Origin of the sequence: Pseudomonas indica NBRC 103045, from assembly GCF_002091635.1 — a bacterium.
In the GTDB taxonomy this organism is placed as follows: Bacteria; Pseudomonadota; Gammaproteobacteria; order Pseudomonadales; family Pseudomonadaceae; genus Pseudomonas_M; species Pseudomonas_M indica.
The window spans coordinates 161,165-174,405 of sequence record NZ_BDAC01000003.1; the positions used below are offsets into that span (position 1 = coordinate 161,165).

A 13,241-nucleotide genomic window follows, 5' to 3' on the forward strand; every position below is an offset into this window, starting at 1 on the left:
CCTCGTCGGAGACAGACATGAACATCACGGACCCCGTTGCCCGTCACGGGCACTCCCTTGCCGGCTACCCGGCCACCGAGGGCGATATCCGCCAGGACAACCTGCGCCTGGAGGGCGGTTGGCTGTTCCGCCACAGTGCCCTGGACGGCCTGCTGGTGCTGCTCTCGCTGGGCAACGCCACCGCGCTGGTGGCCACCGCCCTCGCCTTCGAACACCTGGGCGGCTGGCCGCTGGCCGGGCTGGCGCTGTTCTTCATGGCAATGATCTGCACCAACTACCAGTGCATTGCCCACAACCACATCCACAACCCGTTCTTCCGCCACGAGGGCCTGAACCGGCTGTTCGCGGTGCTCAACTCGCTGTCGCTGGGCATGCCGCAGACGCTCTACCGCGTACACCACCTCAATCACCATCGCTACAACAATGACCTCAAGGACCCGCTCAGCGGCCTGACCGGCGACCTGTCCTCGCTGTACCGCTTCTCCCGCCGCGAGGGCCAGCCGGAGAACATCTGGTGCTATTCGCTGCTCGGCCCGCTGCGCACCGACTTCGCCCTGCTCTACCGCATCGCCCGACGACGCCGGCTGGATGGCCAAGTGCGCCTGGAAAGCGCCGCCCTGCTGGCGTTCTACTCCGGGCTGGCCTGGCTCGACTGGCGCTTCGCGCTGTTCTATTTCCTGCCAGTGCTGTATGCCGGCCAGGCCCTGGCGCTGGCGGAGAACTATCTGGAGCACTACGGCGCCGACCCGCGCGACCGCCGCACCGATTCGGTGAGCTGCTACGGCCGGCTGTACAACCTGCTCTGGTTCAACAACGGCTACCACCAGGAACACCACTTCCGCCCCGGCGTGCATTGGCGGCGGGTGCCGCGCCTGCGCCCGGCCATGCTGCCGGAGGACCGCCGCCGTGTGGTTCGCGGCGCGCACTTCTTCAACTTCTTCCGCCAATCCTGACCATCCGGGGGACACCATGAGCGAACCCGTCAACGCCTCGATCCGCGCCCGCCACTTCGCCGTCGACTATGCCGAGCCCAAGCCGGCGCGGCTGTGGGCCGGCGGCAGCCCGTTCCTGACCCATTGGCTGAACGCCTACACCATGACCATCCCGGACGGCGAAGCCTTCATCGTCCAGACCCTGCGCACCTTCCTCGACCGTATCGAAGACCCGCAGCTCGCCCGCGACGCACTCGGCCTGATCGGCCAGGAAATCTCCCACTCGCGGGGCCACCTGAAGTTCATCGAGGCGCTGCGCGAACAGGGCTTCAAACTGGATACCTATCTGCGCTTCACCCGTTTCATCTCCTTCCGCATCCTCCAGCCCACCGCCACCCCGCTGCAGCAACTCGCCTTCGTGGTGGGCATCGAGCGGGTCAACGAGCTGTTCGCCGAGATCACCCTGGGCAGCGGCAAGCTGGCCGGCGCGGAGCCGTCGGTGCGGGCGCTCTACGAGTGGCATTTCGCCGAGGAGATCGAGCACAAGGCGGTGGCCTTCGACGTCTACCAGGCGGTCTCCGGCAAGCGCTTCTGGCTCGCCTATGGGGTGCTGTTCTGCTACGTGGTGAACATGAGCTACCTGTTCCTGGCCTGCGCCACCTTCCTGCGCCAGGACGGCCAGTTGTTCAAGTGGCGGGTGTGGAAGGAGGCGTTCCGCTACTTCTTCCGCGACGAGCGCTTCCTGCCGCGCATGACCCGTGGCTGCCTACAGGCGATCCGCCGCGGCTTCCACCCCTCCCACAGCGACAACCGCCCACTCGCCGAGCATGTCCTGCGCCGGCAGGTGATCAGCGTGGAGGTGGCGCCATGATGAACGGCACCTCCTTGTTCCTCGGTGAGTCCCAGGAAGACATCGCCAGCGAGCGCGATGCGCGCCTGCGGCACTTCCTCGGCCGCCACGGGCGCGGCTGCATGGCCTACTCGACGCTGCAACCGGGCCTGGAATATTTCATCCACGACGCGCTCGGCTACCTCGCCTACCTGCCCTTGCACCATCCGCTGTTCGCGCCGGGCCGGCTGCATGTGGTGATCGGCGACCCCATCGCCGCGCCCGCCGACTACGAAGCCCTGCTGGACGCCTACCTGGCCGCGCCGGGTGCGGCGGCCACGGTGTTCCTGGAAATCGGCGCGGCCTTCGCCGATATCCTCGCCCGACGCGGCCTGCCGGTGAACGAGATGGGCATCGAGTGGGAAATCGACCTGCCGGCCTTCGACAGCGACCTGCGCGGCCCGGCCTTCGCCCATCTGCGGCGCTGGCGCAACAAGGCGCGCAAGGAAGGCGTGGAAGTGGCCGAGGGACGCATCACCGACCTCGACGCCGACGAGTTGATCGCCCTCAGCCGGCAATGGCTGCAACGCAAGGGCGGTCACGAGTTCATCGGTCTCAACCGCCCGCTGTTGCTGGAGAACGAGCCGGACGCCCGTTATTTCTGGGCGACCCGCGAAGGCCGCCTGCTGAGCCTGGCGATCTTCGACCCGCTGTACCGCGACGGCCAGGTGATCGGCTACCTGCACAACCTGTCGCGCACCCTCGCCGAGGCACCCCACGGCACCAACGATCTGATCGTGCTGGAGGCCATCCGTCGCTTCCAGGCCGAGGGCCGCGAGGTGCTGTCCCTCGGCCTGTCGCCTTTCGCCGAGGTGGAAAACGGGCCCTACCCGCACCGCGCCTACCTGACCGGGCTGTTCCGCTTCATGTTCCGCCACTGCCCGTTCATCTATCCATTCCAGGGCAACTACTTCCACAAGGACAAGTACCGCGGCCGCTCCTTCAAGGTGTACCTGGCCTCGGTCCCGGCACTGAACCTGTACCGGGTGCTGGGGGTGTTCAAAGCGCTCAAGGTGTTCTGACCATGACCAGCCTGACCGTCCGCCACCCACAGCTGCGCAGCCAGTTGCTCGCACTGCGCGATGCCTATGCGCAGCCCCGCCCCTGGCGCTCCACCTGGCAACTGGCGAGCACCCTGGTGCCGCATTTCGTGCTGACCTGGCTGACCTACCGCCACTGGAACGGGCCGCTGTGGATCACCCTGGCCCTGCTCTATGCCAACAGCCTGTTCCTCAACCGCCTGTTCGTGCTGTTCCATGACCTCATGCATGGCTCGATGTACCGCTCGCGGCGGCTGGGCAACCTGCTCGGCACCCTGGCCAGCCTGTTGCTGTTCATGCCGGCCCATCACTGGCAGTACGAGCACAACTTCCACCACGCCAGCTCCAACGACCTCGGCCGGCGCGGCTACGGCGACATGCCCCTGCTGACGGTGCGCGAGTATCACGCGCTGAGCCCCTGGCGGCGGCTGTGCTACCGGGTACTGCGGCACCCGCTGTTCCTCTTCGGACCGCATGCGCTGTACAAGCTGGTGCTGTTCCCAAGGGTGGTGGCCAACCCGGCCTGGCCGGCGCGAGTGAAGCGCTCGGTGTATCTGACCAACCTGGCGCTGCTGGCGATCTTCCTCGGCCTATGGGCGGCCGGGCTGGAGCGGCTGTTCTGGATCCAACTGGCGAGCTTCGCCATCAGTACGCCGACCACGGTGTTCCTCTTCTACATCAACCACCACTTCGAGCAGTCGCAGTGGCGCGCACCGGCCCAGTGGAATTTCGTCGACGCGGCGCTGCGCGGCACCTCGGTGCTGATCTATCCGCCGTGGATGCGTTGGTTCGCCGCCGGCATCGGCATGCACTGCATGCATCACCTGGTGCCGAAAATTCCCAACTACAACCTGGAACGCTGCTGGAAGGAGAGCCCGCTGTTCGACCAGGCCACGGTGATCCCCTTCCGCGACAGCCTGGCGGCGACCCGGCTGCGCCTGTGGGATGAGGACAAGCAGCACTACGTGGGTGTCGAGGGCTATCGGCGGGGTTGATACCGGTCGTCAGCGCGGCTCTTTTCCGCCGGGGAGCTGTCTACCGTTAGACATGTTCAAAGCAGGAGGCAAATCCCAATGACCACCCCGCTGGATATCGACGCCGCCATGAAGCTCGCGTCCGAAGCCTTCCAACCCTACGGGTGCGTGACCAGCGCCAACCCCGAGGACGACAGCTTCGGCTTCACCGTGATGAGCAGCGCCGGCGCGGAGGTGCTCGCCGTGCCGCACGTGCCGCGCACCCAGTACGCCAACCCGCTGCGGCTGTGCGGCGTGATCGAACAGGCGCGGCTGGACCTCCTGCACAAGGGCTGCCATCTCGATCCCTGGACCATGCCCTACATCACCGATCCCTCGGCGATTCCGGAGACGCCGCCGAATTACTAGGCGAAGGTGCCGGACCGCTTTTCGTAGGAGCCAGCTCTGCTGGCGATGCATCCGCGTAGCCACCTTCGCCAGCAAAGCTGGCTCCTACACAAGCGTGCTCGGCGACGCATCCGGGCGAATTCATTCACTTAGAAAGCCCTGGAGCAGGCGAATGAATTCGCCTCTACACAAGCAACAGCGCAAAGCCTGACGCTCTGTAGGGGCGAATTCATTCGCCCAAGGGCTCGATCCATCGAACAAACAGTCAGCCGACACCGTTCGTCATCCCGTGGTTCCGCCGCCGCCAATCGACCTGCCGATACTGTGAGCCAATACCCAGCCTGGCTCATTCCATCCGAAACTTTCGATATTCCTCCCGGTCGGTTCTAGGAAGCGGGCCCGTCCGCGCCCGACCTGCCGACAGGAGGATGCCGCATGCCCAATCTCGCCCGCGAGCCACAGGAACGGCTCGCCGCGGATCGCTTCCACGAGCTGTTCGTTCGATTCCAGGCCGTCCGCGCCACCAGCGAGGCGATCTGCGCGCCGCTGGCCATCGAGGACTTCGTCGTCCAGAGCATGCCGGACGTCAGCCCGCCGAAGTGGCACCTGGCGCATGTGAGCTGGTTCTTCGAGGCCTTCATCCTGCAACCCTACCTGCGCGGCTATCAGCCGCTCGATCCGCGCTACGACCACCTGTTCAACTCCTATTACCAGACCCACGGCACACCCTTTCCCCGCGCCAACCGGGGCCTGCTGTCGCGGCCGACGGTGAGCCAGGTCTACAGCTATCGCCAGCACGTCGACCTGGCCATCGGCGACCTGCTCGCGCATCCGCCTGCCGAGTATGCCGAGGAGATCGCCCGCCGCGTGGAGCTGGGCCTGCAGCACGAGCAGCAACACCAGGAACTGCTGCTGATGGACATCAAGCACATCCTGGCGCAAAACCCGCTGCTGCCGGCCTATCGCAGCGACCTGCGCCCCGCCCCGTTGCAGGCGGCCGGGATGACGCGCTGGCAACGCTATCCCAGCGGCCTGCGGCAGATCGGCCACGGCGGCGACGGCTTCGCCTTCGATTGCGAGACGCCCCGTCACCGCCAGTTCCTCGAGGATTTCCGCCTGGCCAGCCGGCCGGTGACCAACGGCGAGTACCTCGCCTTCATCGAAGACAAGGGCTATGAGCGTTCCGACCTCTGGCTGGCCGACGGCTGGACGCTGAGCCGCCAGGCCGGCTGGCAGGCGCCGCTGTATTGGCAGCGCGTGGACGGCGCCTGGTGCGAAATGACCCTCGGCGGCCTGCGCCCGCTGGATCATGAGGCGCCGGTCTGCCACGTCTCCTTCTTCGAGGCCGATGCCTTCGCCAGTTGGGCCGGCGCGCGTCTGCCGAGCGAGGCGGAGTGGGAGGTCGCCGCCCAGGGCATGCCGGTGCGCGGCAATTTTCTCGAAACCGACCATCTGCAACCGGTCGCCGCCGCCCCGCTCGGCGAAGGTCCCGAGCAGTTGTTCGGCGACGTCTGGGAATGGACCGCCAGCGCCTACCGCCCCTACCCGGGATTCCGCCCGTTGCCCGGCAGCCTGGGCGAGTACAACGGCAAGTTCATGTCCGGGCAGATGGTCCTGCGCGGCGGGTGTTGCGCGACGCCGCAGAGCCACGTCCGCGCCAGCTACCGCAACTTCTTCTATCCCGGCATGCGCTGGCAGTTCGCCGGGCTGCGCCTGGCCAGGGAGGCATGAGCATGACCGTGCACTTCCATGACCAGCGCCAGCGCGCTGCCTGCACTTCGCTGCGCGAGGAGACGCTGGCCGGCTTCGCCGCCGATCCCAAGGCCGTGCCGCCGAAGTTTTTCTACGACCGGCGCGGCTCCGAGCTGTTCGAGGCGATCTGCCGCCAGCCGGAGTACTACCCGACGCGTACCGAGGAAGCCCTCCTCGCCCGCGCCGCCCACGACATCGCCGAGATCGCCGGGCGGGACGCCAACCTGGTGGAGCTGGGCAGCGGCGCCAGCCGCAAGGTGCGCCTGCTGCTGGAAGCGCTGCATCCGGCCAGCTACCTGGGGATCGACATTTCCAAGGACTTCCTGCTCGACAGCACGCAGCGCCTGGCCAACGACTACCCTTGGCTCGACGTGCATGCGGCCTGTGCCGACTTCTCCCAACCGATGGCGTTGCCGGAAGGCTTCGATGGCCATCATCCGCTGGCTTTCTTTCCCGGTTCCAGCATCGGCAACTTCGACCCGGAAGACGCCCAGCGCTTCCTCGGCAACATCCACGAACTATTACCGGAGGGTGGCGGCCTGTTGATCGGCGTCGATCTGGTGAAGGACAAGGACATCCTGGAGGCCGCCTACAACGACGAGGCGGGCGTCACGGCGGCCTTCAACCGCAACCTGCTGGAACGCATCCGCCAGGAACTGGACAGCGACATCGACCCCAGCCGGTTCGAGCACCATGCGTTCTACAACGAAGGCGCCTCACGCATTGAAATGCACCTCATCAGCCCGCAAGCCCAGCAGGTCCGCATCGAAGAGGCCCATTTCGACTTTGCCGCCGGCGAGAGCCTGCACACGGAGAATTCCTACAAATACACCGCCGCCAGCTTCCGCGACCTGGCCGGCAGCGCCGGTTTCGACACCGTCGCCACCTGGACCGATCCGAGGGAATTGTTCAGCGTGCATTACCTGCAGCGCGTGGCGTGAGCAGGGCCTCAGCCCCGCCGGGCGAATGAATTCGCCCCTACGCCACCGATCCATGCTGGCGACTCTTCCGCACCGCCCATTCGCGGGCAGAACTCGCTCCTCCAAATAAAGCAAAGCCGGACTGCCCGTAGGGGCGAATTTATTCGCCCAACCCGGCCCCGCCGGGCGACCGGCCCAGACGCTTCCCGTAGGAGCCAGCTCTGCTGGCGATGCTTCGCAGCCCAGCCGCCGCACCACACCCTTTCCGCTACACCGCGCCCATGCCGTTCGCCAGGTCGTCGAAGATTTCCGGCACCAGCGCCGCCGTATCCTTTTCATCCAGGCGCCGACGGGCCTCGGCACTGGATTCGGTGGTGCCGCCGATCAACCGCAACAGCCGCAAGCCACGCTCGGTGAGGACGAAGTTCTCTCCGGTACCGCCACGTTCCTCCGGGCGGGGTTCGATGAAGCCGCCGTTGAACAGCACGGCCTCGTAATCCGCCGCGTCCTGCTTCATGGCGTCCAGATTGCCTACCGGCAACCCGGCAGCCGAATGTTCCTGCGCCAGCTCTTCGGCATAGGCGCGCGGCGCGAAATTCTTGCCCGCGGACTCCTGGACCTTGAGCAGCAGGCGTTCGATGAGATCCCAGTTGTAGGCCATACCCGATCTCCTCCGGTTGCCGGTCTGCGGCGCCCGAACGGCGCCCTCTATGCATTCCGACCCACCGGCGGCCGGGATGGTTCGAGACGAACGAGCCCCGGCACGGCCGGTCTGAACACACAGGCCCGGTCATCACGAGGATTGCCGCAACATGCCGCTCATCGCCCCACGTTGCCCCATCTGCTTGCTGCTCGCCCTGCTGCCTTCCCTCATCCCCGCCGCCCATGCCGAAAACGCGCTGCGTATCGAGCAGTTGCAACGCTGCGGAGACCTGCTGGAGCAGGAGCGCCAGGAATTCTGCCTGCGCATCCGGGGGCTGGAAGACGGGGACCTGCGCGTGTCGCTCGGCGAGCGGGAACTGCCCGCCGCGAGCATCCGCCGCGAGGGCGAACAACTCCGGCTGAGCCTCGCCAGTGCCGATCACCGGAGCGCTCCGCTCTGGCTGGAACAGGGCGAACGCCGCAGTAACCCGGTATGGCTGTCGTTACGCGGCAGCCACGTCCTCGCAGCCACTCCGGCTGAGGTGGCGAAGAACATGGACGGGCTGACCACCTATGTCGATCTGGTCAGCCTGATCATCGAAGAGCGCTTCGATGGCCTCAAGGAGGCCCGGCGCCTGGCGGACAAGTACGGCGCCCGGGTAGTCGGCGCCATCGCCCCGCTGAACACCTACCAGTTGCGCCTGCCGGTGAAGAATCTCACCGAACGCGACGCCCTGCTCCTGCGCCTGGGCAGCGAGACCAGCGTCGATGCCGTGATAGTCGAGGAATCCGCAGCGGAGGGCGAAGCCGAGGCGGAGCCGGCGCAGGAGAAACCGGACCAGGACGAATGGGCCGCCAATCGCTTCGTCGATGCGGTGAACTACTATCGCCGACGCATCCCGGCGGGCGAGTCGCCGATCAAACCCACACCGATCCGCATCGGCATCATCGAACGCAACGTCGATTTCGATGCCCCGGATTTCGCCCGGTATCTCGGCGATTGCCGCCCGCAACAGCCACGCACCTGCCTGTATGCCCGCGACGCGGACAAGCCGGACAACCACGGCTCCACCGTGACCGGGATTCTCGCCGCGCACTGGGACAAGGGTGGCAACACGGGCTTTCTCAGCGGCCTGGAAAAGGCCAGTGGTGGCTTCGAGGTGATCGTCGAACGCAACTCGGACGCCGGCATCACCGCCAACATCGCCGCCTCGGTGAATCTGGTGGAAGACGGCGTGCGCGTGCTCAACTGGAGCTGGGGCATCCACCGCGTCGGCGCCAAGGACATCCAGGGCGACGAGGTCGATTCGCTGATCCGCTCGGGGCTGGCCATGAGCGGCTATGAAGAGCTGCTGGAGGAGTTCTTCCTCTGGCTGCGCAGCAAGCACCCGGACGTAGTGGTGGTCAACTCGGCCGGCAACGGGTCGTCCTTCTCCGGCACCGACGAGTACCGCCTGCCCTCCTCGTTCGTCACCGACCAGTTGCTGGTGGTCGGCGGCCACCAGCGCAGCGGTCGCACCGATGTGGCGGTGGACGACCCGGCCTACGTGACCAAGCGTAGTTCGTCGAACATCGACATGCGGGTCGACATCACTGCCTCGGCCTGTGCCCACGCCTCGACCCTGCGCGCCGACCAGCGCGGCGAAGTGCACTGCGGCACCTCCTACGCCACGCCGATGGTCACCGGCATCGTCGCCGCCATGCTGTCGATCAACCCGACCCTGACCCCGGAGCAACTGCGCATGCTGCTCCGGCGCAGCGCCATGACCATCGGCGGCGACTACGACTTCGAGCCGATGGACGCCGACGACCTGACCGCGCCGATCCTGCCGTCCGAACGCAACTACGAGTTGAACAACGAGGACGTCGGCCGCTCCGCCCGGCTGGACATGCAAAAAGCGTTGGATCTGGCCGTACAGAGCCGCGACCGGGTGCGCTGAGGCATGCCGGATGAACTTTCCCGGTGCTTCGGCAATCCACCGGACAGGCCCTGCCGCAACGAAAGGAGCCCCCGATGAAAATCTTCATAACCCTGGCCAGCGCGCTTTCCCTGCTGGCCGCCGTGCCCGCCCAGGCGGCCTGCACGCCGGAAGAAGCCACCGCGAAAGCCGAACAACTGGCCGCCAAGGTCAACGAAGTCACCGAAAGCGATCCGGAGAAAGCCGCCGAAATCAACGAGGAATTGAAACGGATGAAGGTCGAGCGTACCGCCGAGGAGTTGGAGAGCGAATGCGCCGCCTACGACCAACGCCTGCAAGAGCTGGAAGAGGCCGAAAAGAAAGCGGCGGACGATTGAGGCCCATTGGCGGCCGGTCGAATGAATTCGCCCCGTAGGGTCGATCATTCGACCACCCGGACTTTTCCAGCCCTCAATACGCCTCGTAGCGCCGCTCGATGGCCCGATAGGTGCCATTGCTGCGAATGGTCGCCAGGCCCCGGTTGAACTTGTCCCGCATCGACGCGGTGCGGAAACCGACACGGTAGGGCGTCGGCGGAAAGAGTTCGTACAGGGTCAATGGCTGCGTCACATCCACCTGATCGGCGACTTCCCGATTGAAGTAGTTGAGGATGCGCAAATCCCCCACCACCACATCGATGCGCCCGCTGTAGAGCAGGCGGTTGCGGGCGATCTGGTGGGCTTCTTCCCGGTAGCGCGGATTGTGCTCCGCCATGGCCTGGAATTCCGGACCGAGCAGGTAGCGGGCACGCTGGAAGGCGCTCACCGAGTAACGGCCGAGATCGGCGATGTTGCGGATGTCGTAGTTACGCGAGGCCAGGGCGGCCGCGACATTGTGGTACTGGATGTAGACGTCGGAATAGGCCACGTCGAGCTGGCCGTGCCGGTTGGTGGTGGCGATGCCGTCCAGCTCGCCCCGCTTCAGCATCAGGTGCAGGCGCTCCATCGGCAGGTAGTGAGCTTCGATGGTATAGCCGGCGCTGCGGAGCGCCGCGTCGACGATGTCGTATTCCAGCCCGCGCTGCTCATTCTCGAAGATATACGGCGGTTTGTGCGTTCCGAAGCCCATCCGCACCGGATCGGCCGAGACGCCGACAGCCAACCAGAGCAGGACCCAGCCCAGAACGCCCCTACCCATGCATACCCCTGCCACTGCCCACGCTGCTTACGCCTCCGGCGTCGGCCGGCGGGTGCCGTGCTGTAACGAGGAAGCCACGAAACGACAGTTTAGTGTTCCGCTCCGCAAATGACGACGGCCTGGGTGGAAAGCCGGACGGCCAGCAGGTGTGCGCGTCCGGCCCGGTGGATCAGAGAATGTCGTCGGGCTGGACGACGATCCAGTTCTTGTCCGCGGTGACCGGCAGGCCGGCCTTGGCCTGGGCTTCGGCGTTCCGCTTGATCATCGCGTCGATCTGGTCCATGTACTTGGCCTTGCGGTTCACCCAGAGGTGGATGCCGCCCTTCGCCACGTCGGTGCCGTGGAACAGCATGTAGCCATCGCTGCTGGGCGTGTCGCCGGCCACCAGGATCGGCTTCTTCCACTCGTCGATGTAGGTGAGGATGGCCGCGTACTTGCCGGACATCCAGGTTGCCGGGGTCCACAGGTAGGGGGTCATTTCCAGGGCCAGGTTGGCTTTCTCGTCGTAGCTGCCGCTGGCGATCTGCTTGCGGGCGGTGGTCACGGCCCCGGTGGCACGGTCCTTCAGCAGGGTGGTGACGCCGATGACGTTCTCCGGCTTGACCTTGTAGCCGTACTTCGGATCGGACGCCACCATGCGCACTAGCTCCTCATGGGCGGCGGTCATGATGTAGACCTCGATGCCGTTCTCCTGCAGCAGGTTCATCAGCTCGACCTGGCCGGTGAAGATCTTCGGCGGATTGATTTCGATGGTCTTGACCGCGTCGCCTTCGTAATAGGTGCTGGGAATCGGCTTGCCGTAGGCCATTAGCTCATCGACGTAGCCTTTCAGCTCCTTCAGGGTGAAGCCAGAAAACACCTGCGCCACCCAGGGGTAGCAGACCATGTCGTCGATCTCGCAGAGCCGGTAGTAATAGCTGTTCAGGCTTTCCTTGTGGCCATTGACGTCCTTGAAGGGAATCAGCTTCAGCGACGGGTCGATGCTGTCGCGGGTCAGCACCCCCTTCATCTCCATGAACGGCAGCAGCGACTCTTCCAGGTCGAAGCGATAGCTGGTGTTGTCCATGTCGAACACGGCATACGCGCCGGTATTGGCGTTGGCCTTGGCCAGTTCGTTCAGTTGCTTGGCGGCCGGCTCCGGCCAGTGCTTCAACTCGACGGCCAGGGTCTGGCCGGCCAGCCCGATGCAGAACAATCCTGCCAACAGCGTGCGTGCAAACGTCATAGTTCGTTTCCCTGAGTGTGCGTTGGGCGAGAAAGCCGCCGCGAAATGGCGACGCCTCGACCGTAACAAAGCGCGCAGCGTGGCAAGGCTTCGTTACCGACTCATGACATTTCGATTACGTCGCAACCCTGTCCATTTGCGACAGAACGACATTGCGATCGGCATCTCGCAATCCCATCAGCCGGGTAAATATCCGTCGATTCATCGCAGCGGGGAGTCGGGCGGCTAGACTCACCAGCCAATGCCCGGAGGGAATCATTCCCTCGCGCCAGCCCAGGAGAACGAAGCATGCGCAAAGCCGAATACCAGCAGCGCGGCCCCGTGCCGCAGGACGTGATCGATGCCGTGGAGTTCGAGTTGCCGCCACCGGCCGCCGGCCAAGTGCTGGTCAAAGTATTGGCCGCGCCGATCAATCCGTCCGACGTGCTCACCCTGACCGGCGAATACGGCATGCTGCCGCCGCTGCCCGCGGTGGGTGGCAACGAGGGTGTCGGGCGCATCGAGGCGCTGGGTCCGGAGGTCGGCTCGCTGAAGGTCGGCCAGACCGTGCTGCTGCCGGCCGGCTGCGGCACTTGGACCACGCATCTGGTAGCCGCGGCGAACAAGCTGATCCCGCTGCCGGATGCCGATCCGCAGCAACTGGCGATGCTCACCGTCAACCCACCGACCGCCTACCTGATGCTGCGCGAGTTCGTCGACCTGCAACCGGGCGACTGGGTGATCCAGAACGTCGCCAACTCCGGCGTCGGCAGCTACCTGATCCAGTTGGCCAAGCTGCGCGGGCTGAAGACGGTCAACGTGGTGCGCCGCGAGTCGGCGGTGGCCGGCGTCCAGGCCGAAGGGGGCGACGTGGTGCTGGTGGACGGCCCCGACCTGCACAAGCGCGTGCGCGAGGCGACCGGCGGCGCGGCCATCCGCCTGGGCATCGATGCCGTGGGCGGACGCGCCACCGACCACCTGGCCTCCTGCCTGGCCGAAGGCGGCACCCTGGTGAACTACGGCATGATGAGCGGCGAGCCGTGCCAGTTGTCGCCGGCCTCTTCGGTATTCCGCGACATCACCCTGCGCGGCTTCTGGCTGGCCCGCTGGTTCCGCAACGCCAGCCCGGCGGATCAGATGAAGGTCTACGGCGAACTGACCCAACTGATCGCCAGCGGCAAACTGCACGCCCGCATCGCCGCGACCTACGACGTCAGCGAGATCAAGCAGGCAGTGGCCGCCGCAGCCAGCGGCGAACGCGACGGGAAAATCCTGATCGTGCCGAAGTGACGGTCACTACCGGCTGGAACTCGTTGTAGGGGGCGAATTCATTCGCCCAACTCACCTCGCCGGGCGAATAAATTCGCCCCTACGCGGACCGGCGTTTCGTAGGAGCCAGCTCTGCT

At 65.7% G+C, this 13,241-nt stretch carries 13 protein-coding genes; 10 read left to right on the forward strand and 3 right to left on the reverse strand.

The genetic code is table 11. The features are described 5' to 3' along the window. The first annotated feature begins 17 nt into the window (after positions 1–17). The 7 genes from PIN01S_RS05405 to egtD all read left to right on the forward strand — a co-directional run bounded on the left by PIN01S_RS05405 (position 18) and on the right by egtD (position 6,915). Positions 18–953 carry a fatty acid desaturase family protein gene (locus PIN01S_RS05405; RefSeq protein WP_084334156.1) on the forward strand — a complete coding sequence of 312 codons (936 nt, stop codon included), beginning with the start codon at positions 18–20 and terminating at the stop codon, positions 951–953. Between the two features lie 16 nt (positions 954–969). Continuing rightward, the gene (locus PIN01S_RS05410) at positions 970–1,803 is read left to right on the forward strand and encodes a metal-dependent hydrolase (RefSeq protein ID WP_084334158.1); all 834 of its coding nucleotides are present in this window, start codon (positions 970–972) and stop codon (positions 1,801–1,803) included. Beyond that, a complete protein-coding gene (locus PIN01S_RS05415; protein WP_084334160.1) occupies positions 1,800–2,843 on the forward strand; it encodes a DUF2156 domain-containing protein in 1,044 nt (347 codons plus the stop codon). Before PIN01S_RS05410 ends, PIN01S_RS05415 begins: the two co-directional genes overlap by 4 nt. Positions 2,844–2,845: 2 nt before the next feature. Further along, on the forward strand, positions 2,846–3,856 hold the full coding sequence (locus PIN01S_RS05420; RefSeq protein ID WP_084334162.1) for a fatty acid desaturase family protein: 1,011 nt from the start codon (positions 2,846–2,848) through the stop codon (positions 3,854–3,856). Positions 3,857–3,934: 78 nt separating this feature from the next. Further along, complete coding sequence (locus PIN01S_RS05425; protein ID WP_084334164.1) at positions 3,935–4,243, forward strand: hypothetical protein; 309 nt, start codon at positions 3,935–3,937, stop codon at positions 4,241–4,243. Positions 4,244–4,657: 414 nt separating this feature from the next. Then, positions 4,658–5,953, forward strand: coding sequence for an ergothioneine biosynthesis protein EgtB (gene egtB, locus PIN01S_RS05430; RefSeq protein WP_084334166.1), 1,296 nt, complete (start codon positions 4,658–4,660; stop codon positions 5,951–5,953). Further along, positions 5,950–6,915: an L-histidine N(alpha)-methyltransferase gene (gene egtD, locus PIN01S_RS05435; protein WP_084334168.1), complete on the forward strand. Its 966-nt coding sequence runs from the start codon at positions 5,950–5,952 to the stop codon at positions 6,913–6,915. Before egtB ends, egtD begins: the two co-directional genes overlap by 4 nt. Positions 6,916–7,162: 247 nt before the next feature. Here egtD and PIN01S_RS05440 read toward each other — a convergent pair whose 3' ends face one another. Further along, positions 7,163–7,555 (reverse strand): transcriptional regulator, encoded by a 393-nt coding sequence (locus PIN01S_RS05440; protein WP_084334170.1) that lies wholly within the window; start codon positions 7,553–7,555, stop codon positions 7,163–7,165. 151 nt (positions 7,556–7,706) lie between these two features. Between PIN01S_RS05440 and PIN01S_RS05445 the strand changes: the two genes are divergently transcribed. Both PIN01S_RS05445 and PIN01S_RS05450 read left to right on the forward strand, forming a co-directional pair. Beyond that, on the forward strand, positions 7,707–9,476 hold the full coding sequence (locus tag PIN01S_RS05445) for a S8/S53 family peptidase (protein ID WP_084334172.1): 1,770 nt from the start codon (positions 7,707–7,709) through the stop codon (positions 9,474–9,476). 74 nt (positions 9,477–9,550) lie between these two features. After that, positions 9,551–9,832 (forward strand): hypothetical protein, encoded by a 282-nt coding sequence (locus tag PIN01S_RS05450; RefSeq protein WP_084334174.1) that lies wholly within the window; start codon positions 9,551–9,553, stop codon positions 9,830–9,832. Positions 9,833–9,905: 73 nt separating this feature from the next. Here the strand turns inward: PIN01S_RS05450 and PIN01S_RS05455 are convergent, their stop codons facing one another. Continuing rightward, on the reverse strand, positions 9,906–10,631 hold the full coding sequence (locus PIN01S_RS05455; RefSeq protein WP_084334176.1) for a substrate-binding periplasmic protein: 726 nt from the start codon (positions 10,629–10,631) through the stop codon (positions 9,906–9,908). 169 nt (positions 10,632–10,800) lie between these two features. Then, positions 10,801–11,856, reverse strand: coding sequence for an HAD family hydrolase (locus tag PIN01S_RS05460; RefSeq protein ID WP_084334178.1), 1,056 nt, complete (start codon positions 11,854–11,856; stop codon positions 10,801–10,803). Between the two features lie 288 nt (positions 11,857–12,144). On the opposite strand from PIN01S_RS05460, the gene PIN01S_RS05465 reads away from it, so the two are divergent. Continuing rightward, entirely contained in the window at positions 12,145–13,125 is a 981-nt protein-coding gene (locus PIN01S_RS05465; protein ID WP_084334180.1) for a zinc-dependent alcohol dehydrogenase family protein, read from the forward strand. Positions 13,126–13,241 lie beyond the last annotated feature (116 nt).